The organism is Pseudarthrobacter kochi (genome assembly GCF_055412805.1).
The window spans coordinates 17,131-39,529 of the sequence record NZ_JBVAYV010000018.1 but is presented as its reverse complement, the minus strand read 5'-3'; the positions used below and the strand labels follow the sequence as shown (position 1 = coordinate 39,529).

21 protein-coding genes are annotated in these 22,399 nt (G+C 67.1%); 17 read left to right on the top strand and 4 right to left on the bottom strand.

All coding sequences use genetic code 11. The features are described 5' to 3' along the window. Positions 1 to 2 precede the first annotated feature (2 nt). The 12 genes from murG (at position 3) to dnaE (ending at position 13,899) form a co-directional block, all read left to right on the top strand. Positions 3 to 1,121 (top strand): undecaprenyldiphospho-muramoylpentapeptide beta-N-acetylglucosaminyltransferase, encoded by a 1,119-nt coding sequence (gene murG / locus ACZY0Y_RS10725; protein ID WP_463957917.1) that lies wholly within the window; start codon positions 3 to 5, stop codon positions 1,119 to 1,121. Next, a complete protein-coding gene (gene murC / locus ACZY0Y_RS10720) occupies positions 1,118 to 2,533 on the top strand; it encodes a UDP-N-acetylmuramate--L-alanine ligase (RefSeq protein WP_463957915.1) in 1,416 nt (471 codons plus the stop codon). The genes murG and murC overlap by 4 nt, the downstream gene beginning before the upstream one ends. Beyond that, positions 2,526 to 3,392, top strand: a complete 867-nt coding sequence (locus ACZY0Y_RS10715; RefSeq protein ID WP_463957913.1) for a cell division protein FtsQ/DivIB — start codon at positions 2,526 to 2,528, stop codon at positions 3,390 to 3,392. Before murC ends, ACZY0Y_RS10715 begins: the two co-directional genes overlap by 8 nt. 273 nt (positions 3,393 to 3,665) lie before the next feature. Continuing rightward, entirely contained in the window at positions 3,666 to 4,907 is a 1,242-nt protein-coding gene (gene ftsZ, locus ACZY0Y_RS10710) for a cell division protein FtsZ (protein WP_463957911.1), read from the top strand. A gap of 117 nt (positions 4,908 to 5,024) precedes the next feature. Further along, on the top strand, positions 5,025 to 5,780 hold the full coding sequence (locus ACZY0Y_RS10705; RefSeq protein ID WP_463957909.1) for a purine nucleoside phosphorylase YfiH/LACC1 family protein: 756 nt from the start codon (positions 5,025 to 5,027) through the stop codon (positions 5,778 to 5,780). Further along, positions 5,777 to 6,547, top strand: coding sequence for a YggS family pyridoxal phosphate-dependent enzyme (locus ACZY0Y_RS10700; protein WP_463957907.1), 771 nt, complete (start codon positions 5,777 to 5,779; stop codon positions 6,545 to 6,547). The genes ACZY0Y_RS10705 and ACZY0Y_RS10700 overlap by 4 nt, the downstream gene beginning before the upstream one ends. Positions 6,548 to 6,634: 87 nt before the next feature. Beyond that, entirely contained in the window at positions 6,635 to 7,165 is a 531-nt protein-coding gene (locus tag ACZY0Y_RS10695; RefSeq protein WP_463882615.1) for a cell division protein SepF, read from the top strand. 138 nt (positions 7,166 to 7,303) lie between these two features. Continuing rightward, on the top strand, positions 7,304 to 7,612 hold the full coding sequence (locus ACZY0Y_RS10690) for a YggT family protein (protein ID WP_463882618.1): 309 nt from the start codon (positions 7,304 to 7,306) through the stop codon (positions 7,610 to 7,612). Positions 7,613 to 7,761: 149 nt separating this feature from the next. Further along, positions 7,762 to 8,448, top strand: a complete 687-nt coding sequence (locus ACZY0Y_RS10685) for a DivIVA domain-containing protein (protein WP_463882621.1) — start codon at positions 7,762 to 7,764, stop codon at positions 8,446 to 8,448. Positions 8,449 to 8,588: 140 nt separating this feature from the next. Continuing rightward, on the top strand, positions 8,589 to 9,173 hold the full coding sequence (gene lspA / locus ACZY0Y_RS10680) for a signal peptidase II (RefSeq protein ID WP_463882624.1): 585 nt from the start codon (positions 8,589 to 8,591) through the stop codon (positions 9,171 to 9,173). After that, positions 9,163 to 10,248: an RluA family pseudouridine synthase gene (locus tag ACZY0Y_RS10675; RefSeq protein ID WP_463957905.1), complete on the top strand. Its 1,086-nt coding sequence runs from the start codon at positions 9,163 to 9,165 to the stop codon at positions 10,246 to 10,248. The genes lspA and ACZY0Y_RS10675 overlap by 11 nt, the downstream gene beginning before the upstream one ends. A 93-nt stretch (positions 10,249 to 10,341) precedes the next feature. After that, entirely contained in the window at positions 10,342 to 13,899 is a 3,558-nt protein-coding gene (dnaE, locus tag ACZY0Y_RS10670) for a DNA polymerase III subunit alpha (protein WP_463882628.1), read from the top strand. Positions 13,900 to 13,990: 91 nt separating this feature from the next. On the opposite strand, the gene ACZY0Y_RS10665 is transcribed toward dnaE, so the two are convergent. Continuing rightward, a complete protein-coding gene (locus tag ACZY0Y_RS10665; protein ID WP_463957951.1) occupies positions 13,991 to 14,449 on the bottom strand; it encodes a flavin reductase family protein in 459 nt (152 codons plus the stop codon). Between the two features lie 210 nt (positions 14,450 to 14,659). Between ACZY0Y_RS10665 and ACZY0Y_RS10660 the strand changes: the two genes are divergently transcribed. The 3 genes from ACZY0Y_RS10660 to nrdR all read left to right on the top strand — a co-directional run bounded on the left by ACZY0Y_RS10660 (position 14,660) and on the right by nrdR (position 17,304). Further along, a complete protein-coding gene (locus ACZY0Y_RS10660) occupies positions 14,660 to 15,247 on the top strand; it encodes a hypothetical protein (RefSeq protein WP_463882631.1) in 588 nt (195 codons plus the stop codon). A 54-nt stretch (positions 15,248 to 15,301) separates the two neighbouring features. After that, on the top strand, positions 15,302 to 16,693 hold the full coding sequence (gene hisD / locus ACZY0Y_RS10655; RefSeq protein ID WP_463957903.1) for a histidinol dehydrogenase: 1,392 nt from the start codon (positions 15,302 to 15,304) through the stop codon (positions 16,691 to 16,693). Between the two features lie 119 nt (positions 16,694 to 16,812). Next, complete coding sequence (gene nrdR, locus ACZY0Y_RS10650) at positions 16,813 to 17,304, top strand: transcriptional regulator NrdR (protein WP_463882634.1); 492 nt, start codon at positions 16,813 to 16,815, stop codon at positions 17,302 to 17,304. A gap of 155 nt (positions 17,305 to 17,459) precedes the next feature. Here the strand turns inward: nrdR and ppgK are convergent, their stop codons facing one another. Both ppgK and map read right to left on the bottom strand, forming a co-directional pair. After that, the gene (gene ppgK, locus ACZY0Y_RS10645) at positions 17,460 to 18,263 is read right to left on the bottom strand and encodes a polyphosphate--glucose phosphotransferase (protein ID WP_463882637.1); all 804 of its coding nucleotides are present in this window, start codon (positions 18,261 to 18,263) and stop codon (positions 17,460 to 17,462) included. 89 nt (positions 18,264 to 18,352) lie between these two features. After that, the gene (gene map, locus ACZY0Y_RS10640) at positions 18,353 to 19,231 is read right to left on the bottom strand and encodes a type I methionyl aminopeptidase (protein WP_463882639.1); all 879 of its coding nucleotides are present in this window, start codon (positions 19,229 to 19,231) and stop codon (positions 18,353 to 18,355) included. 104 nt (positions 19,232 to 19,335) lie between these two features. On the opposite strand from map, the gene ACZY0Y_RS10635 reads away from it, so the two are divergent. Continuing rightward, entirely contained in the window at positions 19,336 to 19,503 is a 168-nt protein-coding gene (locus tag ACZY0Y_RS10635) for an SPOR domain-containing protein (RefSeq protein WP_128081649.1), read from the top strand. 357 nt (positions 19,504 to 19,860) lie between these two features. Here ACZY0Y_RS10635 and panB read toward each other — a convergent pair whose 3' ends face one another. Continuing rightward, positions 19,861 to 20,790: a 3-methyl-2-oxobutanoate hydroxymethyltransferase gene (panB, locus tag ACZY0Y_RS10630; RefSeq protein ID WP_463957901.1), complete on the bottom strand. Its 930-nt coding sequence runs from the start codon at positions 20,788 to 20,790 to the stop codon at positions 19,861 to 19,863. 264 nt (positions 20,791 to 21,054) lie between these two features. Here panB and glnA point away from each other — a divergent pair, with 264 nt between their 5' ends. Beyond that, entirely contained in the window at positions 21,055 to 22,395 is a 1,341-nt protein-coding gene (gene glnA, locus ACZY0Y_RS10625; protein WP_463882643.1) for a type I glutamate--ammonia ligase, read from the top strand. Positions 22,396 to 22,399 lie beyond the last annotated feature (4 nt).

The window sequence follows — 22,399 nt, the reverse complement described above, 5'->3', positions numbered from 1 at the left end:
CCATGAACATTGAGTTGTCTTTGTCCGTCGTCCTTGCCGGCGGCGGAACAGCCGGGCACATCAGCCCGCTCCTGGCCATCGCGAACGCACTCCGCGAGGCCCGTCCCGGCGTGCGGCTCCTCGCCGTGGGAACACCGGGCGGGATGGAGGCCCGGCTGGTCCCGGCCGCGGGGCTGGACCTCGCCACGATCAGCCGGGTGCCCTTCCCCCGACGTCCGTCGCTGGACCTGTTGCGGCTGCCCGGCCGGCTGGTCGGCGCCGTCAAGCAGGCCGGCGTCATCCTCGACGAGGCCGACGCCGACGTCCTGGTCGGCGTCGGCGGCTATGTCTGCACCCCGATGTACCTCGCCGCACGGCGCCGGAAGATCCCCATCGTCATCCACGAGGCGAACACCCGCCCGGGGCTCGCGAACCGCGTGGGCGCACGCCTGGGCGGACACGTCGCCGTGGCCTTCGCAGCAACACCCCTGGGCGCCTCCCGGCACGTTGGCATGCCGATGCGCAGGGAAATTTCCGGCCTTGACCGGACCGCCGCCCGGCCCGCGGCCCGGGCAGCCCTCGGCCTGGACCCGGACCGTCCGGCCCTGATTGTCACCGGCGGCTCCTCGGGCGCCCAGAGCATCAACCGCACCATCGCCGCATCGCTCGGACTTCTCTCGGAGGCCGGCATCCAGACCCTGCACATCACCGGACGCGGCAAGGCCGTCCACGATGCCGGCGGCAAGCCGCTCGCGGCCCCCGGCTACCAGCAGCGTGAATACGTGGACGGAATGGAAACGGTGTACGCCGCCGCCGACCTGCTGCTGGCCCGCTCCGGCGCCGCGACCGTCTGCGAGGTCGCCGCCGTCGGCCTTCCCGCCGTCTTCGTTCCACTGCCCATCGGCAACGGCGAGCAGGCACTGAACGCCGCCGGACTCGTGGAGGCAGGAGGCGCCCTGCTCGTGGAGGACAGCACGTTTTCCCCCGGCTGGGTCCGCGAACACATCATCCCGCTGCTCCAGGACCCCGACCGGCTCGCCCGGATGGCGGCCAGTGCCGAAAAGCTCGGCATCCGGGACGCCGACCGGCGCATGGCCGATCTCGTCCTGGAAGCAGCACAGCAGGAAGCAGTAGCGAAATGACGGAGCCAGAACACCACCACGCCCGCACGGCTGCCCGCACCGGGGAGTCCCTCGGACGTGTCCACTTCATCGGCATCGGCGGCGTCGGGATGTCCGCCGTGGCCCGCATCATGGTGGCCCGCGGCCTGCCGGTCAGCGGCTCAGACGCCAAGGACCTCCCGGTCATGGCGGACCTGGCCGCCGCCGGGGCCAGGATCTGTGTCGGCTACGACGCCGCCAACCTCGGTGACGCGCAAAGTGTGGTCGCCGGCTCGGCCATCCGCGCAGACAACCCTGAGCTGGCCGCCGCACGGGCCGCCGGGCTCCCAGTGCTGCACCGCTCCGAGGCACTGGCGGCTGCCATGGCGGAGGACACCGCCGTCACCGTGGCCGGCACCCACGGCAAGTCCACCACGACGTCGATGATCACCGTCCTCCTGCAGGGCGCGGGACTGGACCCGTCCTTCGCCATCGGCGCGAATGTTCCCGCGCTCGGCGTCAACGCCGCCAGCGGCAGCACCCCGATCTTCGTCGCCGAAGCCGACGAATCCGACGGCTCCTTCCTGAATTACCGTCCGCAGATCGCCGTCGTGACCAACGTCGAACCTGACCACCTCGATTACTACGGCACCGCCGAGGCCGTCTACGCCTCCTTTGACCGCTTCACCGCACTGCTCCCGGCCGACGGTGTGCTGGTCGCATGCGCGGACGACGCCGGAGCCAGGGCACTTGCCCAGCGGACACTCGAGCGCGGCAACACACGCGTCGTGCTTTACGGCACCGGCGGTGACGCCCAGCTCCTGCTGCACGACGGCGGCCCGGGCGACGTCTCGATCACCACCCCGGCCGGACGCTTCGCCCTCGACCTGCACGTTCCCGGGCGGCACAACGCCCTCAACGCGGCGGCCGCTTTCGCCGTCGCCCTGGAACTCGGTGTGGACCCCGGCACTGCCGCCGGTGCCCTGGCCGCCTTCACCGGTGCGTCCCGGCGCTTCGAATTCAAGGGCGGGGGCCGCGGGGTCCGGGTCTACGACGACTACGCCCACCACCCCACCGAAGTGCGGGCCGCCCTCGCCGCGGCGCGGTCGGTGGCCGGCGGCCACAAGCTGCACGTCCTCTTCCAGCCGCACCTGTTCTCCCGGACCCGGGAGTTCGCCGCGGAGTTCGCCGCAGCGCTCAACACCGCCGACACCGCCCTGGTCCTGGACATCTACCCCGCCCGCGAGGACCCGATTCCGGGGGTCAGCAGCCAGCTGATCGCCGCACACCTTGGCGCCGGCGGCCGGCTCGTCGGCCCGGGCGAAGAGGCCGTGCAGTCGGTGGTGTCCGCCGCGGGGCCGGGGGACATAGTGCTCACGGTCGGCGCCGGCGACGTCACGGCCTACGGGCCGCTGATTGTGGCGGCCCTCAACGACGGTTCTTTCGGTGCCTAGCACCCGCAGGCCCGGCTACAAGGCAGGCGCGGGCCGCCCGCCGTCGGAGCGCGGTGACTCGGCGTCAGCCGACGTCATCTCCGCGTCCAAGGACAGCGCCGCAACCGGCCCCGCCGTCCGCACCCCGCCCGCTCCGGACAACGTATTGACCTTTCCGGAACCCAAGGCCAAACGCCGCAAGCGCATCCTGCTGGGTACCGTCGGCGCCCTGGCGGTACTGATCGCAGGGATTCTCGCCGCCGCTGTCTACTCGCCCGTCCTGGCGCTGCAGACGGTCACCGTGGAGGGCACCAAACTGCTGACCGCGGACCAGATCAAGACGGCCCTCGCGCCGCTGCAGGGCAAGCCGCTGCCGCAGATCAGCGACGGCGACGTCACCGCCCTCCTGCAGCCTCTCGTCCAGGTCAAGGAAGTCACCGTCCAGGCCCGCCCGCCCTCGACGCTGCAGGTCAAGGTGGCTGAACGCGTGCCGGTCGCCCTGGTCAGGCAGGGTGAGGCACACCAGCTGGTCGATGCCGACGGGGTGAAGCTCAGCGACACCGCGGACCCGGCCTCGATCCCCCTTCCGGTCATCGACGGCGGAAACGGTACCCTGCCCAAGGACCTGTTCCATGCCATCACCGGGGTCCTGGGGGCGTTGCCCGCCGACGTGCTGGCCCGGCTCTCCAGCGCCTCGGCGAAGTCGGCGGACGCCGTCGAACTCAAACTCGTTGACGGCCAGACCATTGTGTGGGGCAACGCGGGGGAGAAGGAGCTCAAGGCAAAGGTCCTCGAGGCCCTGCTGAAGGCCCCCGCCGACCCGAAAAACCCGGTCCGGGTCTACGACGTCAGCGTGCCCCGGCACCCGGTCACCCGATAGCCGCGAATCACTGAGCCGGGGAAGGGCAGCGGGACCTGCACTGTCCCCGCCCCGCCTCCGGCCGCAGGCACCACGGCAGGACCAAAAGAGGCTATTTCAGCGGTATTCCTGCGACACGCGGGGCCGGTTATTGAATGTCATCTACATAGGAAATAGCGTCACAGCATGAGTTACTTGACATAACTATAACCTTCAACTCGAAGGTTAAGGTTGAAAGCTTCAAGCCCGACTCCATCAGTTTTCGCAATAGAACACGAACAAGGGACACGTAACGTGGCAGCTCCGCAGAATTACTTGGCCGTCATCAAGGTCGTCGGCATCGGCGGCGGTGGCGTGAACGCAGTCAACCGCATGATCGAGGTCGGTCTTCGCGGCGTCGAATTCATCGCGGTCAACACCGATGCGCAGGCATTGTTGATGAGCGATGCAGACGTCAAGCTCGACATCGGGCGTGAGCTGACGCGCGGCCTGGGAGCCGGTGCGAACCCCGAGGTCGGCCGGCAGGCCGCCGAGGACCATGCCGAGGAAATCGAAGAGGTCATCCGCGGCGCTGACATGGTCTTCGTCACCGCCGGCGAAGGCGGCGGTACCGGCACCGGCGGCGCGCCCGTCGTGGCCCGCATCGCACGCTCGCTCGGCGCACTGACGATCGGCGTTGTCACCCGCCCCTTCACTTTCGAAGGCCGCCGCCGCGCCGGCTCCGCCGAGGCGGGCATCGACGCCCTCCGGGACGAAGTCGACACACTCATCGTCATCCCGAACGACCGCCTGCTGTCCATCAGCGACCGCAACGTCTCCGTCCTTGACGCGTTCCGTTCCGCCGACCAGGTTCTGCTGTCCGGCGTCCAGGGCATCACTGACCTGATCACCACCCCCGGCCTGATCAACCTTGACTTCGCCGACGTCAAGTCGGTCATGCAGGGCGCAGGCTCCGCACTGATGGGCATCGGCTCGGCGCGCGGCGAAGACCGCGCCGTCAAGGCTGCGGAGCTCGCCATCGCCTCCCCGCTGCTGGAAGCATCGATTGACGGAGCCCATGGCGTCCTGCTGTCCATCCAGGGCGGTTCGGACCTTGGCCTCTTCGAGATCAACGAGGCCGCCCGCCTGGTCCAGGAAGTCGCCCACCCCGAGGCCAACATCATCTTTGGTGCCGTCATCGACGACGCCCTCGGCGACGAGGCCCGTGTCACCGTCATCGCGGCCGGCTTCGACGACGTCAAGGCCACCTCGCCGTCCATGGATCAGTCGCTTCCGCAGTCGGCCCCGCAGCGTCCGGCGGCGCCGGCAGCAGCCCCCGCACCGGTCCAGGCCCCGTCCTCGGCCCACGTCCAGCCGCTGCACGCCACGGTCGGCGCCTCGGGTTACGGCGCCTCGGGTTACGGCGGCTGGGGCCAGCAGCGACCGTCCGCAGTTCCGGCAGACTCCGGCTTCGACGTGGACCTGCCGTCCGTAGTGGAGCCGGACCTGTCCGGCCGCCACTCCGATGACCTGGACGTCCCTGACTTCCTCAAGTAGGTCCCGGCGTAGATCCTGAACCACCATGGCACTGCTGTCCGGCAGTGCCATGGTGTTTTTTGTTAGGATCACAGTCCTGAAACAAAGCAGTTGTACAAGAGTTTGGCGGTGTTCTGAGTGTTCTCGTGGCGGGCTGAAGTCCGGCCTGGCGTCTGGGTGGCTTTCACCGACGCCGCTGCCGGCAATCTCGCGCTCCATGTCGGCGACGTTCCGGCGGATGTCGGGCGCCGGCGCAGGGACCTCGAAGTGGCGCTGGGCCTCGGCTCCCGTCGCTTCCAGTACATGAACCAGGTGCACGGCAACGACGTCGCCGGCATCGGGGCCGCCACTGATCCCGTAACTGCTGATCCAAGAACTGCTGATCCCGTCACAGCTGAAGCCCCGACTGCGGATGCCATGGTGTCCCTCGGGGAGCCCCTGGCCGTGATGGTGGCCGACTGCGTGCCGATCGTCCTGGTGGGGGACAGGGCCGGCGGGCAGCGCCCCGTCCTGGCCGTCGTGCACGCCGGCCGCCCCGGCGTCGCGTCCGGCGTGGTCCCCGCGGCCGTCGCGCGCATGCGGGGGCTCGGCGCGTCAGCGCTCAGCGCCTGGATCGGCCCGTCCGTCTGCGGGAACTGCTACGAGGTTCCTGCGGACATGTGCGAGGACGTCGCCGCCCGCGTGGCCGCGGCCCGGTGCACCTCATCCCGCGGCACCCCCGGCCTGGACCTGCCGGCCGCCGTCCGCAGCCAGCTGCGGGACGCCGGCGTTGTGGTCGAATACTCCGGGCATTGCACCCTGGAGGACACCAACCTTTTCTCCTACCGCCGCGACCCGAACACCGGACGGTTCGCCGGGCTCGTCTGGACGGACGCCGGGACGGGGCAGCCGTGAACGGCCAGGTGAATGAGCCGACGCGGGGGCCGGACACCGCAACCGGCCGGCCCGATGCCCGGCTGGAACAGCTCAGGGAGCGGCTCGCCGCCGTCCGGCAGCGCATCGACACTGCCGTTGCGGCCGCCGGACGGCAGGAGCGCCCGCCCCAGCTGATCGTGGTCACCAAGTTCCACCCCGCCGAGGATGTCCGGCGGCTCGCCGCACTCGGCATCGCGGACGTCGGGGAGAACCGGGACCAGGAAGCAGCGGAGAAGTCCGCTGCGCTGCGTGGACTGGATCTTCGCTGGCACTTCATCGGCCAGCTGCAGAGCAACAAGGCAAAGTCCGTCGTGAAGTACGCCCACGCGGTGCACTCCGTGGACCGGCCGCAGCTGGCCAGTGCCCTGGCCAGGGCCATGGCGGCCGAACAGGAACGAACCGGGCGGGAGCCACTGGACTGCTTCATCCAGGTCAGCCTCGACGACGACGCCGGCGGTCACCGCGGAGGCGCACTTCCGGCATATGTCCCGGCCCTGGCCGAACAGCTGGCCGGGGCGGAAGGACTCCGGCTCGCCGGCGTGATGGCGGTCGCCCCCTTCGGTGCGGATCCGGCCCCGGCTTTCGAGAAGCTCGCGGAGCTTTCCGCCCGGCTGACCGCCGTCCACCCCGGAGCCTCCGGCATTTCCGCGGGCATGAGCCAGGACCTGGAAGAGGCCGTCCGGTTCGGGGCGACACACCTTCGCGTTGGCTCCGATATTCTCGGTCCGCGTCCGGCGTTGCGGTAGGTTCAACGTATTGGAAGGTAATGGCGGGGATTCCAAGGCTGCTAAGTCATTGATCGGCCCGCTGACGGACACGATTAGGAGTCGACCATGGCCGGCGCTCTGCGCAAGACAATGATCTATCTTGGGCTCGCCGATGGCGACGAACACTACGAGTCCGAGCACCAAACATCGCACAAGGATGAGGACGATTCCATGGAGCATGACCGCGAGGAACGCCGCGCACCCGCGCCCGTCCGCGAGGCCCCCAGGGAAGAGTCCTACGCCGCTGAAGAGGAATATCGCGCACCTGTGACACCCATCAAGCGAGCGGCTTCGAGCCGCGAAGAGCACACCGGACTCCGCCAGATCACCACGATCCACCCGCGGTCCTACAACGACGCCAAACTCATCGGTGAGAGCTTCCGTGACGGCATCCCCGTCATCATGAACGTCACGGACATGGGTGAAGCGGACGCGAAGCGGCTCGTCGACTTCTCTGCCGGATTGGTCTTCGGACTTCGCGGCAGCATCGAGCGCGTCACGAACAAGGTCTTCCTGCTGTCGCCGTCGTACGTTGAAGTCATCGGCGACGACAAGAAGGTCAGCGAGACCCAGGCGGCCTTTTTCAACCAGAGCTAGATCCGGATTCTCCCGAAGGATGCCAGGCAAGGACACCTTGTCTGGCATCCTTGCTGAATTATCCGTGTTGAAATAGAGGCGTAACTATCAAGAGGACACTGCGGTTTCCGGAATGAACATGGAGATATGAGTTAACTCATGGGAATTGTTTTCGGACTTGTCTATATCGCCCTGCTGTTGTTCCTGGTTGCCCTCATCATCCGGCTGATTTTCGACTGGGTGCAGATGTTCGCACGAAGCTGGCGGCCGCGCGGCGCGGCGCTCGTCACCGCCCACGCTGTGTATTCGGTCACAGACAAGCCCATCAAGCTGCTTCGGCGGCTCATTCCGCCGCTGCGGCTGGGCGGAATGTCACTGGACCTCGGCTTCCTGCTGTTGTTCGTGGCAGTCACCATAGCCATGGCGGTTGCCAAGTACCTGGTGTTCGCCCAGCCCATCTCAGCGTAGGCGGGCGGCGGACCCGGTCCGCGGCCCGAAACAGATATAAACTCCGGTTTGACACTGCGGTGTTGAATTAGAGGAACCAGACCATATTTAGTACCGTAGTTTTGACGGCCGGAAGGCCTACTGACTAACTAGACCAACGAGGTGACCAGATGGCTTTGACGCCAGAAGACGTTGTCAACAAGCGCTTTCAGCCGACCAAGTTCCGCGAAGGCTACGACCAGGATGAAGTTGATGACTTCCTGGACGAGATCGTCGTCGAACTGCGACGCCTGAACCAGGAGAACGACGAGCTGCGCAAGAAGCTCGCCGAACTGGGCGCCGGCACGCCTGCCAGCTCCGCCGCCGCGGCTCCCGTCGTGGAAAAGGTTCCGGCACCCGTCAAGGCCGAGAAGGAAGACCGCGCCAAGGCTGAAGCTGAGGCCAAGGCCGCTGAAGCCGCCAAGGCTGCTGAAGTTGCCAAGAAGAAGGAAGCCGAGCAGGCAGCTGCCCCGGCACGCGCCGCCGCCACCCCGGCAGCCGAGTCCGCTGCGGGCCTGCTGGCAATGGCGCAGCAGATGCACGACAAACACGTCGCCGACGGCGAGCAGCAGCGCGACAGGATCATCGCCGAAGCGCAGATCGAAGCCAGCAGCCTCGTCAACGACGCCCAGGAGAAGTCCCGCAAGATCCTCGGTGCCCTCGAGCAGCAGCGCTCCGTCCTGGAACGCAAGGTCGAGCAGCTCCGCGGCTTCGAGCGCGACTACCGTTCACGCCTGAAGGCCTACATCGAAGGCCAGCTGCGTGACCTGGATGCCCGTGGCTCCGTGGCTGCCCCTGAGGTCGAAGCCAGCAGCTAAGGTATTTAGCAAGTATTCTGAAAGCCGGTGGCTGAGGATTCCTCGGCCGCCGGCTTTTGGCATTAACCGCCGGGTCCGCCCGCGGCCGTGCCCAAGCACCCGGTTCCCAGTCCCCGCACTGGCTCGTGAACGAAAGCCTTATGACTGACGCACCATCACCTGACCCAACGCAGCCCGCCGAGTCCGCGCAAACCATTCCCGCCGGGCCCCGGCCGCGGCGGGCCCTGCTGCTCGCCGTCTTCTTTGGCCTGGCGCTGTTCGCCTACGTCTTCGACCAGCTCACCAAACTGTGGGTCACCGGCAACATGACCGAGGGCGAGCGGATCCCCGTCCTGCCGCCGCTGCTGCACTGGTACTACATCCGCAACTCCGGTGCCGCCTTCTCAATCGGCGAGAACGTCACCTGGGTGTTCACCATCATCATGACCGCAGTATCGATCGCCATCCTGGCGCAGCTGCGGAAACTCGGATCGCTCTGGTGGGCGCTGGCGCTCGGGCTGTTGCTCGGCGGTGCCCTCGGCAACCTCACGGACCGCCTGTTCCGCGAACCTTCGTTCGCCATGGGCCACGTCGTGGACTTCATCCAGCTTCCCAATTTCGCGATTTTCAACATCGCCGACTCAGCCGTTGTGTGCTCCGTGGTGATCATCTGCCTGCTGACGCTGCGCGGAATCTCCCTGGACGGCTCACACCCGACCAAGGACACAGTGAAACATGACTCCTGAGCACCCGGTGCCCGGACACAGCACGCCCGACGACCTGACACCGGACGGGTCCTTGCCGGCCGGGACGCTGCCCGAAGACATCCTCCCGGAAGACATCGACGACGCCGGGGCCGGGGACGGGGCCAACGGGGCGTCCGCGACGGCCGCGTCATCGTTCCGCTTCGTGGTCCCCGACGAACTCGCAGGCACCCGGGTGGATGCCGGGCTGGCGAAACTCATGGACATTTCCCGCTCGCAGGCCGCCACACTGATCGCCGAGGGCAGCGTCATCAGCCAGGACAAAGCGGTCGGAAAATCGCTCAAGCTTGCCCCCGGCACCGTGCTCGACGTCGCCGTCCCGGAGCGCCGGGACCCCCTGGAAATTGTGGAGGAAGTCGTGGAGGACCTGTTCATCCTGCTGGACGATGACGAATTTGTCGTCATCGACAAACCGGTCGGTGTGGCCGCCCATCCCTCGCCGGGCTGGGTGGGACCCACCGTCGTCGGCGGGCTCGCCGGCCTCGGCTACCGGATCTCCACCTCCGGTTCACAGGAGCGCGCCGGCATCGTCCACCGGCTCGACGTCGGGACCTCCGGGGTGATGGTGGTCGCCAAGACGGAAAGGGCGTACACGGCCCTCAAGCGTGCCTTCAAGGAACGCACCGTGGACAAGGTCTACCACGCCGTCGTGCAGGGCCTGCCGGACCCGCTGGCCGGCACCATAGACGCGCCGATCGGCCGCCACCCTGGCCACGACTGGCGCTTCGCCGTGATCGAGGACGGCCGGGACTCCATCACGCACTACGAGGTCCTTGAGGCGTTCGGCAAGGCCTCGCTCGTGGAAGTCCACCTCGAGACCGGCCGCACGCACCAGATCCGGGTCCACTTCTCCGCGCTGCGCCACCCCTGCGCGGGCGACCTGACCTACGGCGCTGACCCGCGGCTCGCCGCCACGCTGGGACTCACCCGGCAGTGGCTGCACGCCCGGCAGCTGTCCTTCGACCACCCCCGGACGGGGGAGCGGGTCACGGTCACCAGCGAGTACCCGCAGGACCTGCGCTACGCGCTGGAGGTCCTGGAGTCCGGACAGGCCTGACGGGCCCCTGTGGCCGCCGGGTTGGACCTGTCCAATCGGGTGGCCGACGGAGTGCCGCGTGGAATGACCGGCGCGCGGCACTAGAATGATTCGGTGACTTCCAGCAACGACTCGTTTGTCCATCTCCACAACCACACCGAGTACTCGATGCTGGACGGCGCCGCCCGGCTCAGTGAACTGTTCGACGAAACCGAACGGCTCGGCATGCCGGCCCTTGCCACAACGGACCACGGTTACCTGTTCGGTGCCTTCGATTTCTGGAAGCGGGCCACGGACCAGGGCATCAAGCCGATCATCGGCGTCGAGGCCTATGTGACCCCAGGCACCGCGCGCACGGACAAGACCCGCGTCCGCTGGGGCGAGGAGAACCAGCGCAAGGACGACATCTCCGGCGGTGGCGCCTACACCCACATGACGCTGCTCAGCTACAACAACGTGGGCATGCGGAACCTGTTCCGGGCCTCCTCGATCGCGTCCCTTGATTCGGTCTTCGGCAAATGGCCCCGCCTGGACCGCGAACTTCTGAACACCTATGCGGATGGCCTGATTGCGACCACCGGTTGCCCGTCCGGTGAGGTCCAGACCCGGCTCAGGCTCGGCCAGTACCGGGAAGCCGTCGAAGCGGCCGCCGAGTTCCGCGACATCTTCGGCGCCGAGAACTACTTCTGCGAACTCATGGACCATGGCCTGGACATCGAGCGGCGCGTCACGGGGGACCTGCTGCGCCTGGCCAAGGAACTGAACCTTCCGCTCGTGGCCACCAACGATCTCCACTACACGCACGAGCACGACGCGAAGGCGCACGAGGCCCTGTTGGCCATCCAGTCCGGTTCCACCCTCCTGGAGCCGACGTACGACAACGGCGGCTCGCGCTTCGCCTTCTCCGGCAGCGGGTACTACCTGAAGTCACCGCAGGAAATGCGGGAGCTGTTCCGCGACCACCCGGAGGCGTGCGACAACACACTCCTGATCGCCGAGCGCTGCGAAGTCTCGTTCAACACCGGCGCCAACTACATGCCCCGGTTCCCCTGCCCGGAGGGGGAGGACGAAACGTCCTGGCTGGTCAAGGAAGTCGACAAGGGACTCCGTTACCGCTACCCCCAGGGCATCCCGGACAAGGTCCGCACCCAGGCGGACTACGAACTCGGCGTCATCACGTCCATGGGTTTCCCGGGCTACTTCCTGGTGGTGGCCGACTTCATCAACTGGGCCAAGAACAACGGCATCCGGGTGGGTCCCGGACGAGGCTCGGGCGCAGGCTCGATGGTGGCGTACGCCATGCGCATCACCGACCTCGATCCGCTGCACCACGGCCTGATCTTCGAGCGCTTCCTCAACCCGGACCGCGTCTCCATGCCTGACTTCGACGTCGACTTCGATGACCGGCGCCGCTCCGAGGTGATCGACTACGTCACGCGTAAATACGGGGACGAACGCGTCGCGATGATCGTCACCTACGGCACCATCAAGACCAAGCAGGCCCTCAAGGACTCCTCGCGCGTGCTGGGCTACCCGTTCAGCATGGGCGAGCAGCTGACCAAGGCGCTGCCGCCGGCCGTGATGGCCAAGGACATCCCGCTGGCCGACATTCAGAACAAGGACTCCAAGCGCTACAGCGAGGCCGGGGACTTCCGCCAGCTGATCGCCACGGACCCGGAAGCCGCCAAGGTGTTCGAAACGGCGCTCGGCATCGAGGGCCTGAAACGCCAGTGGGGTGTCCACGCGGCCGGCGTCATCATGTCCTCGGACCCCATCATCGACGTCATCCCGGTCATGCGCCGCTTCCAGGATGGCCAGGTCATCACCCAGTTCGACTACCCGACGTCCGAGGGCCTCGGCCTGATCAAGATGGACTTCCTGGGCCTGCGGAACCTGACGATCATTTCCGACGCCCTGGAAAACATCAAAATGAACCGCGGGATCGACCTCGACCTGGAGTCCCTGGAACTGGACGACGTGGCGTCGTACGAGCTGCTCGCCCGCGGCGACACCCTGGGGGTGTTCCAGCTCGACGGCGGCCCGATGCGCTCCCTGCTCAAGCTGATGAAGCCTGACAACTTCGAAGACATCTCCGCCGTCCTGGCGCTCTACCGGCCCGGACCCATGGGTGCCAACGCGCACACCGACTACGCCCTGCGCAAGAACAAAATCCAGGAAGTCATCCCGATCCACCCGGAGCTCGAGGAACCGCTCTCCGAGATCCTCGGTGGCACCTACGGCCTGATCGTGTACCAGGAGCAGGTCATGGCCGTGGCGCAGAAGCTCGCCGGCTACACGCTGGGCCAGGCCGACATCCTGCGCCGCGCCATGGGCAAGAAAAAGAAATCGGAGCTGGACAAGCAGTTCGCCGGCTTCTCCCAGGGCATGCAGGACAACGGCTACTCCATGGCTGCAGTCAAGACCCTCTGGGACATCCTGCTGCCGTTCTCCGACTACGCCTTCAACAAGGCGCACTCGGCCGCCTACGGCGTGATCTCCTACTGGACCGCCTACCTGAAGGCGCACTACGCGCCGGAGTACATGGCGGCCCTGCTCACCTCGGTCGGCGACGACAAGGACAAATCGGCCATCTACCTCAACGAATGCCGGCGCATGGGCATCACAGTCCTGCCGCCGGACGTCAACGAGTCAGCGCTGAACTTCACCCCGGTCGGCACCGATATCCGCTTCGGCATGGGGGCCATCCGCAACGTCGGCGTCAACGCCGTCGAAGCCATGGTGGCGGCCCGCGAAAAAGAGGGCGCCTACACGTCCTTCAAGGACTACCTCGTGAAGGTCCCGGCCGTGGTGTGCAACAAGCGCACCATCGAATCCCTGATCAAGGCCGGCGCCTTCGACTCCCTGAACCACCACCGGCGCGCCCTGGCCATGATCCATGAAGAAGCCATCGACTCGGTCATCACCCTCAAACGCAACGAGGCGATCGGCCAGTTCGACCTCTTCGCCGGTTTCGACGAGGCCGAATCCGAGGCGTCCCTGAGCATCGAAATTCCGGACCTTCCCGAATGGGAGAAAAAAGACAAGCTCTCCTTCGAACGGGACATGCTGGGTCTGTACGTCTCGGATCACCCGCTGCAGGGGCTCGAAGGGGTCCTGAGCCAGCATGCCGACCAGTCCATCACCTCGATCATCGCCGAGGACGGCCCGCACGACGGCGCCATCGTCACCATCGCCGGCATGATCACCTCACTGAGCCGCCGGATCGCGAAAGCCAGCGGCAACGCCTACGCCCGTGCCGAGATCGAGGACCTGGGCGGTTCGGTCGAGGTCATGTTCTTCGGCCAGGTCTACGGGCCCATCGCTTCGGTGCTGGCAGAGGACCTGATCGTCGTCGTCAAGGGGCGGCTGCAGCGCCGCGATGACGGCGCCGTCGCCCTGAACTGCATGGAACTGTCCGTCCCGGACCTCAGCGAGGGCCTCAACGGCCCGCTCGTGATCACCATGCCGACACACAAGGCGACCGAAGCCGTCGTGACCGAACTCGGAGACGTGCTGCGGACCCACCGCGGCAAATCCGAAGTCCGGCTGCACCTGCAGGGTGACACCCGGGTGGAAGTCATGGGCCTGCCCGTGCACCTGAGGGTCAATCCGAGCCCGTCGCTGTTCGGCGACCTCAAGGTGTTGCTCGGCCCCACCTGCCTGGACAGCTGATCCATAGGGGCCCGACCCCCGCCGAAGTGACAGTTAATGCCCATGCCGCTCAAAGACATGGGCATTAAGTGTCACCTCGAGAGGTGACAGGTCAGATCTCGTAGTCGAGCGGCACGGGCTGGCCATAGGAGCCCGAGTGGTAGAGCAAGGGCGCGCGGTCGGCACCCACTTCGCCTTCCACGACCTCGACCACCACCACAGCGTTGTTCTCGAAGGAGAGCCGCATCTGGACCTTGCCGATCAGCCAGCCGGCGACGTCGTTCAGGATCGGCACCTCATGGGGTCCGAGCGCCCAGTGATCCCCCTCGAAGCGGTTGCTGGTCCGGGCAAACCGGTCCGCAAGCTCCTGGTTGTCCAGCCCCAGCATGTGGACGCCGATGTACGTGGCGTTGGCCACGGCCGGCCAGGAACTGGACGTGCGGGCCATGTTGAACGTGAACCGGGGCGGCTTCGCCGAGAGCGAGGCCACCGAGGTCGCCGTGAAGCCGAAAGGGACGCCGTTGAAGTAGGCGGTGATGATGGCCACTCCGGCCGCGTGCCGGCGGAACATCTCCCGGAACGTTCCCTCGAAGGCTTGGTCCTCTGTGGCCACTGCGATCCAACTCCCTGCTGCACGTGCGTGATGTTCCTACCCTGTCAGCGTATTGCGCCTGCGAACGGCGGCGGTACTTGTTTACCCGGAGCCGTCATGTGGAACGTCATCCGCCGGACGCGCGGTGTCATGTGTCCCGGCACCGGAAAGCTTGTTAAGGTTTGTTGCATGACACAGCCCGCAGTACACGGCCAGTTCCCGCAGGACGCCCCGCACGGTTCCGCCCGGCCGGTACGGGAACCGGGCGTCCGCGCCGTGACGTGGCGGAAAGCCGCGGCCATCGCCGCTGCCGGCATTCCGGCGGGGTTGCTGTGGTGGCTCCTGGCCCCCTCGGGACTGAACCTGTTGTCCGGCAATCCTGAGCTGCGGGGCGGCGGAAACACGGAAGGGTGGCTGCTGCGGGACCTCATCCTGGCGGGCCTGTTCCTGCTGGCCGGCTGCATTTCGGGCGCTGTTGCGTCCGGCAGCAGGCACAAAGGCCCGTCCGGCGGGGACGTTCTCCTGGCAGTCGGCGCCGGAGCGCTGGGCGCCCTCGCGGCCTGGGGGACGGGCGTGCTGTGCGGCCTGTGGTGGGGCGCGCCGGCGGACACCTCGGCCAGCGCCAGCATCGCCTTCTCGCTGCGGTCCCTGGCTGTCCTGGCGATCTGGCCGGCCGCCACTGCCCTGGCCGTCTTCCTGAACACCGTCTTCAGCAAGCCGGCTCCGGATGCAGGCCACGCGGCTGACCTCGGGGATACCGAACAGCCCACCGGGTAGCGGCCCCGAAGTAACAGGTCCGGGACTCGCCGGCGCGGCACGTAAAATGAACAGGTGACCCTTTCAGCTGACAGCTCCGTGCCGGCCGCAACTGCGCCCCAGGCTCCCGCCGACCCCAACTTCCGCACCGTCGACCTCCGCGGCCAGCGCCTGACCCTCGCGGGTCTCCGCGCCGCGGTACCCCGGGCCAGGGCCGGCACCATGGCTGATGCCGAGCAGAAGGTCCTGGACATCATCCACGCCGTCCGCACCCGCGGCTTCGAGGCACTCAGCGAACTGGCCCGGACGTTCGACGGCGTGGAGCAGGCGCATCCCCGGGTCCCCGCGGAAGCGCTGACGGCAGCCCTGGCCGGGCTCGACCCCGCCGTGCGGGCAGCCCTGGAAGAGTCCATCAAGCGTGCCCGCCGCTTTGCCGACGCCCAGCGCCCGGCGGACACCGACGTCGAACTCGGAGAAGGCGCGGTGGTCAGCCAGAACTGGGTCCCCGTGGCACGCGTCGGCCTCTACGTTCCCGGCGGCCTGGCGGTCTACCCGTCCTCCGTGATCATGAACGTTGTCCCGGCCCTCGCCGCCGGCGTCGAATCCATCGCACTGGCATCCCCGCCGCAGAAGGACTTCGACGGCCTCCCACACCCCACGATCCTTGCCGCAGCGTGCCTGCTCGGGATCGAAGAGGTCTACGCGATCGGCGGCGCCCAGGCCATCGCGGCTTTCGCCTACGGCATCCCCGCCTCAGCAGGGAAGGCCGGACTGGACCCGGTGGACGTCGTCACAGGCCCCGGCAACGTCTTCGTCGCCACCGCGAAGCGCCTCGTCAAGGGCGTGGTGGGCATCGATTCCGAGGCCGGCACCACGGAGATTGCGATCCTGGCCGACGCCACGGCTCAGCCGCGCCTGGTCGCGGCCGACCTGATCAGCCAGGCCGAGCACGACCCCAAGGCGGCATCCGTGCTGATCACCGACTCCGAGGCCCTCGCCGCCGCCGTCCGGGTGGAACTCGACCGCCAGGCGGCACTGACCAAACACAGCAGCCGGGTCCGTGAGGCACTCTCAGGCCCACAGTCCGGAGTCGTCCTGGTGGACAACCTCGACCAGGGCATCGCGGCGTGCAACGCCTACGCCGCCGAACACCTGGAAATCATGACGGCGGACGCGGCCACGGTCGCAGGCAGGATCCGCAGCGCCGGGGCGATCTTCGTCGGGGACTACAGCCCCGTCAGCCTGGGCGACTACTGCGCCGGGTCCAACCACGTGCTGCCGACCAGCGGCACGGCGGCGTTCTCCTCCGGACTGAACGTGACCACCTTCCTGCGCGCCATCCAGGTCATCAACTACTCCCGCGCCGCCCTGGAAGAGGTCAGCGGGCACATCGTGAGCCTGTCCGGGGCGGAGGACCTCCCGGCGCACGGCGAAGCGGTTACCATTCGGTTCGCCCAGGGCGCCTGACCACTACATGTAGTAATTACACGCTTGTTATTCAGCTACATCTAGTCGTAAACTGATGGCGGAGCCAAGTGACATCGATGTGCGACCTGACATGGACTTGCGACAGGGGAGGAAACGCCATGTATTGCCCGTTTTGCCGGAACCCTGATTCGCGTGTGGTGGACAGCCGGATCGCCGACGACGGCTCGGCCATCCGACGACGCCGGCAGTGCCCCGAGTGCGGGCGACGCTTCACTACTGTCGAGACCACCAGCCTCACCGTGATCAAGCGGTCAGGCGTCGGTGAGCCGTTCAGCCGCAGCAAGGTCATCAACGGCGTCCGCAAGGCCTGCCAGGGCCGTCCCGTCACCGAGGACGACCTCGCCATGCTCGCCCAGGAAGTCGAAGAGACCATCCGGGCCTCCGGCGCCGCGGAGATCGATGCCCATGAAGTCGGCCTCGCCATCCTCAACCCGCTCCAGCGGCTCGACGAGGTTGCTTACCTGCGCTTCGCGAGCGTCTACCAGGCCTTCGAATCCCTTGAGGACTTCGAAGCCGCCATCTCCCTGCTCCGCCATGAGGCCGAGACCAAGGGCCGCGAAGGCACAAGCCAGCAGAAGAGCCCGCTCTAGGAGCACCGGCTCCAGTACCACCGGCACCGGCCGACAGACTCCGGTGGTGGCAGCGGAGGGGAAGCCGCAGCCACCACCGGCACCAAAGAAAAAGATGAGCTATCACTCCGGGTCGTTCCCAGTGTTCAGGACGACCCGGAGTGATAGCTCATTGGCTACTTGGCCAGTTTGTGCTTCAGCGCGATCTCGAGGGCGGCGCCGACGATTCCGGCGTCGTTCTTCAGCTCGGCCGGGACGATCGGCGTGCGCAGCTGCAGCCGCGGCAGGTATTCGTCGGCCCGTTTCGAGATGCCGCCGCCGACGATGAACAGTTCCGGGGAGAAGAGGAACTCCACGTGGGAGAAGTACCGCTGGAGCAGCACACTGTACTCCTCCCAGCTCAGGCCGTCCCGCTCGCGGGCCACGGCTGAGGCCTTGCTCTCGGCGTCGAACCCATCGATTTCAAGGTGGCCGAGCTCGGCGTTGGGAACAAGCTTGCCGTCGAAGATAAAGGCCGAGCCGATCCCGGTGCCGAGCGTGATGACCAGCACCGTCCCCGCGACGAACTCGCCCGCGCCGAAGCGTGCCTCTGCCAGGCCTGCGGCGTCGGCGTCGTTGATGACCTCCACCGGGCGGCCGAGACGGGCCGTCAGCAGGGCATCGATGTCCATTTCCAGCCACGACTTGTCCACATTGGCGGCGGAGTGGACCACACCGTGCTGGATGATGCCGGGGAAGGTGACGCCCACGGGCGAGTCCGGTGCCGGCGCGTCGGGCCGGGCGGACAGTTCGGCGACAACCTGGGCCACGACTTCGGCAACGGATTCGGGCGTCGAGGGCTGCGGGGTGGGGATGCGCAGGCGGTCACCGATCAGCTTGCCCTTCTTCAGGTCGACGATCCCGCCCTTGATCCCGGTGCCGCCGATGTCGATGCCGATCAGCGGGTCGTTCTTCTTCGACTTCTCGTCCTTCTTGGCCAATGTGGTTCCGTTCGTGGCAGGGGGCGGAGCTAGGAGGGTGCGGCCCAGGGCCGGCGGGCGAAGACCGGGATCTTCTGGTGGCGCGGGGCTCAGGGGAGGGTCAGCACCTCGGCGCCGGTATCCGTGACCAGCAGGGTGTGCTCGAACTGCGCGGTGCGTTTGCGGTCCCGGGTGACCACGGTCCAGTCATCGGCCCACATGTCCCAGTCCACGGTGCCCAGTGTCAGCATCGGTTCGATCGTGAAGACCATACCGGTTTCCATGACCGTGTTGTAGGCCGGGGCGGCGTCGTAGTGCGGAATGATCAAGCCGGTGTGGAAGGCTTCGCCCACGCCGTGGCCGGTGAAGTCGCGGACGACGCCGTAGCCGAAGCGCTTCGCGTAGGATTCGATGGTGCGGCCGATCACGTTGATTTCGCGGCCCGGGGCCACGGCGCGGATGGCGCGGTTCAGGGATTCCTGGGTGCGCTCGACGAGGAGGCGGGATTCCTCGTCAACGTCGCCGGCCAGGAATGTGTAGTTGGTGTCGCCGTGCACGCCGCCGATAAAGGCCGTGATGTCGATGTTGACGATGTCGCCGTCCTGAACCACTGTGCTGTCCGGGATGCCGTGGCAGATGACTTCGTTCAACGACGAGCACAGGGACTTTGGAAAGCCGCGGTAGCCGAGGGTGGACGGATAGGCGTGGTGGTCGAGCAGGAACTCGTGGCCCACCCGGTCCAGCTGGTCCGTGGTGACACCGGGCTGGATGTGCTTGCCGACCTCCACGATGGCCTGCGCGGCAATCCGCGAGGCGACGCGGATCTTCTCGATGGTCTCCGCCGACTTGACCTCGGAACCGGTGAACTTGGCCGGCGCGGGCTTGCCCACGTATTCGGGGCGCGGGATCGACGCCGGAACGGGCAGCTGCGGGCTGACAGCTCCCGCGACCAGGGTGCCGATGGGTGCAGTCGAGGCTAGAGAAGGCATACATTGATCATATAAGGCCCCGGCCGGAGGCACAGAAACCAACGCCACTAGACAAGCGCCGAGAGACACTCGCGGGGCGCCACCATGAGAGCTGAGGAGCAGCGATGCCGGAGTACTGGTACAACGTCAACACGCACGAGGTTGAAGAGGACGCCATGTCCGACTGGAGCCAGCTGATTGGCCCGTACAAGACGCGGGAAGAGGCCGAACACGCCCTCGAGAAGGTCAAAGCCCGCAACGAATCCTGGGAAAAGGGCGACGAGGACGACTAGGCGCGCCGGGTTGGCCGGGCTGGTCCTGGTCAATGGGCTCCCCGGTTCCGGCAGGACGACCCTCGCCCGGGACCTGGCCGCCGCCGAATCCGCGTCGTTGTGCCGGCATTGATCCGGCCGCTCAGGGTGCTGTCGCCGACCATGTCAAACAGGCAGCGGAACCACACCATGAGTGCGGACATCCGGATGAAGAACCGGAAGCTCCACAGCAGGACGTCCCGGATGTGAGTCGAAACTGAGTCCGTGGCTACTCCTCCACCAGTGCCCGCATCGCCCGTGAAGGATGAGGTGGCGCTGCAAGCCGCAGCGGTAGTGACGAAAGTCCGGCCCCAGCGCCGGCCTGCGGGGAGCCTTGGCCTAGAAGGAGTGCTCGGGGCCGGGGAACTGGCCGGAGCGCACGTCCTCGCCGTAGGCCTTGGCGGCGTCGCTGAGGGAGGTGCGCAGGTCCGCGTACTGTTTGACGAACTTGGCCATCCTGCCGCCGCGCAGGCCCGCCATGTCCTGCCACACGAGTACCTGGCCGGTGGTTGCGTTGCCGGCGCCGATGCCGATGGTGGGGACGTCGACGGCGGCGTCCACGGCTGCCGCCGTCGCCGCCGGAACCATTTCCATCAGGACGCAGAACGCTCCGGCGTCGGCGAGGGCAACGGCGTCGTCGATCAGCCGCTGGGCGTCATCGCCGCGGCCCTGGACCCGGTAGCCGCCGAGGGCGTGCTCGCTTTGCGGCGTGAATCCGATGTGCGCCATCACCGGGATGCCGGCCTGGACCATGGCCCGGACGGTCTCGGCGTAGAACTTTCCGCCCTCGATCTTGACCGCGTGGGCGAGCCCTTCCTTCAGGAACCGGACGCCGGTGGCCACAGCCTGCTGCGCGGAGACCTCGTAGCTGCCGAAGGGCAGGTCCGCCACGACGAGGGCACGCCTGGCCGAGCGGGTGACGGCGCGGCACAGCGGGAGCAGCTCGTCCACGGTGACGGGCAGGCTGGTCTCGTTGCCGAAGACGTTGTTGGAGGCCGAGTCTCCCACGAGGAGGACTTCGATGCCGGCCTGGTCGAAGATCTCCGCCGTGTACTGGTCATAGGCGGTCAGCATGGCAAAGCGCTCACCGTTGAGCTTGGCCTGGCGCAGGTGGTGGGTGCGGATTTTCGCCACCGGCGTCCGTCCGCCAGGCTCCTGCCCTGCGGGCGGAGCCGCGGGCGTGCCTGCGGCCTGCGCGGCCGGGCCGCTGCCGTAGGGGGCGGTTAGTTCTGCGGGCATGCTGGAATCGGGGCTGGTGCTTGTGGCCATGGCATGAGCGTAGTGCGATGCCGCGGGTCCTAGCTACCGGGCTCCAGCCCGTGGTCAGGTGAATCACATCACACGGGCACCAGCCGGACGCCGGTGCGGTGGCCCGGGACGGCTAATTTCCGCCTCCAAGTGTTAACGCTGTGTTACGCAGGGCAGCTGTGCCAGCAATCGGTGGCAATGATTAGTAAAGTGAACCATGAGCAGCTGCGGGACCCATGCACGACGGGCCTGGGGCACGGACGAAAGACCCGGAAAGAGGCCAGTATGGACCGCCAGCAAGAGTTTGTCCTGCGGACGATCGAAGAGCGCGACGTGCGGTTCGTGCGGCTGTGGTTCACCGACGTCGTCGGATCGCTGAAGTCCGTGGCACTGGCCCCGGCCGAAGTGGAAGGCGCGTTCGAGGAGGGCCTGGGCTTTGACGGCTCCTCCATCGAGGGCCTGGCCCGCGTGTTCGAGTCCGACATGCTGGCCCAGCCGGACCCCGCCACCTTCCAGATCCTGCCGTGGCGCGGCGAGACCGAAGCGACGTCGCGGATGTTCTGTGACATCCTGACGCCCGACGGCGAACCCTCCTCCGCGGACCCGCGCAACGTCCTCAAGCGCAACCTGGCCAAGGCCGCGGACATGGGCTTCACCTGCTACACGCACCCCGAGATCGAGTTCTACCTGCTGAAGTCCCAGCATCCGGGCCCCGACGGTTCGCCTGTCCCGGTGGACGAGGGCGGCTACTTCGACCACGTTCCCGGCGGCGTGGCGCAGGATTTCCGCCGCACGGCCGTGACCATGCTGGAATCGGTCGGCATCTCGGTCGAGTTCAGCCACCACGAGGCCGGCCCGGGCCAGAACGAGATCGACCTGCGTTACGCGGACGCCCTGCAGACCGCGGACAACATCATGACGTTCCGCACAGTGATCAAGGAGGTCGCGCTGCAGCAGGGTACCTACGCCACCTTCATGCCGAAGCCGTTCACCGCCCACCCGGGATCCGGCATGCACACCCACTTCTCGCTCTTCGAGGGCGACACCAACGCCTTCTACGAGGCCGGAGCGGAATTCCAGCTCTCCGAGACGGCGCGTCAGTTCATGGCCGGCATCCTCAAGCACGCGCCCGAATTCACTGCGGTCACCAACCAGTTCGTGAACTCCTACAAGCGGCTCTGGGGCGGGGGAGAAGCCCCGAGCTACCTCAGCTGGGGCCACAACAACCGCTCCGCCCTGGTAAGGGTTCCGCTGTACAAGCCGGGCAAGGGCCAGTCCGCCCGGATCGAATACCGCGGCATCGATTCCGCGGCCAACCCGTACCTGGCCTACGCCGTGCTGCTTGGTGCCGGGTTGAAGGGCATCGAGGAGGGCTACCAGCTCCCCGCCGCCGCCGAGGACGACATCTGGTCGCTGAGTTCGGCCGAGCGCCGGGCGATGGGCCACGATCCGCTGCCGGCCAGCCTGCACGAAGCAATCCGGACCATGGAGGATTCCGAGCTGATGCCGCAGATCCTCGGCGAGCAGGTGTTCGAACACTTCCTGCGCAACAAGCGTGCCGAGTGGCAGGACTACCGTCTCCAGGTCACGCCCTACGAGCTGCAGCGCAACCTCGGCATCCTCTAGGCGG

Bases quoted from the DNA above. Each gene is read 5' to 3' on its own strand.
- murG (WP_463957917.1), top strand. From the start codon at position 3: ATGAACATTGAGTTGTCTTTGTCCGTCGTCCTTGCCGGCGGCGGAACA.
- murC (WP_463957915.1), top strand. From the start codon at position 1,118: ATGACGGAGCCAGAACACCACCACGCCCGCACGGCTGCCCGCACCGGG.
- ACZY0Y_RS10695 (WP_463882615.1), top strand. From the start codon at position 6,635: ATGGCCGGCGCTCTGCGCAAGACAATGATCTATCTTGGGCTCGCCGAT.
- ACZY0Y_RS10690 (WP_463882618.1), top strand. From the start codon at position 7,304: ATGGGAATTGTTTTCGGACTTGTCTATATCGCCCTGCTGTTGTTCCTG.
- ACZY0Y_RS10685 (WP_463882621.1), top strand. From the start codon at position 7,762: ATGGCTTTGACGCCAGAAGACGTTGTCAACAAGCGCTTTCAGCCGACC.
- lspA (WP_463882624.1), top strand. From the start codon at position 8,589: ATGACTGACGCACCATCACCTGACCCAACGCAGCCCGCCGAGTCCGCG.
- ACZY0Y_RS10675 (WP_463957905.1), top strand. From the start codon at position 9,163: ATGACTCCTGAGCACCCGGTGCCCGGACACAGCACGCCCGACGACCTG.
- ACZY0Y_RS10665 (WP_463957951.1), bottom strand. From the start codon at position 14,449: ATGTTCCGCCGGCACGCGGCCGGAGTGGCCATCATCACCGCCTACTTC.
- ACZY0Y_RS10660 (WP_463882631.1), top strand. From the start codon at position 14,660: ATGACACAGCCCGCAGTACACGGCCAGTTCCCGCAGGACGCCCCGCAC.
- nrdR (WP_463882634.1), top strand. From the start codon at position 16,813: ATGTATTGCCCGTTTTGCCGGAACCCTGATTCGCGTGTGGTGGACAGC.
- map (WP_463882639.1), bottom strand. From the start codon at position 19,231: ATGCCTTCTCTAGCCTCGACTGCACCCATCGGCACCCTGGTCGCGGGA.
- ACZY0Y_RS10635 (WP_128081649.1), top strand. From the start codon at position 19,336: ATGCCGGAGTACTGGTACAACGTCAACACGCACGAGGTTGAAGAGGAC.
- panB (WP_463957901.1), bottom strand. From the start codon at position 20,790: ATGGCCACAAGCACCAGCCCCGATTCCAGCATGCCCGCAGAACTAACC.
- glnA (WP_463882643.1), top strand. From the start codon at position 21,055: ATGGACCGCCAGCAAGAGTTTGTCCTGCGGACGATCGAAGAGCGCGAC.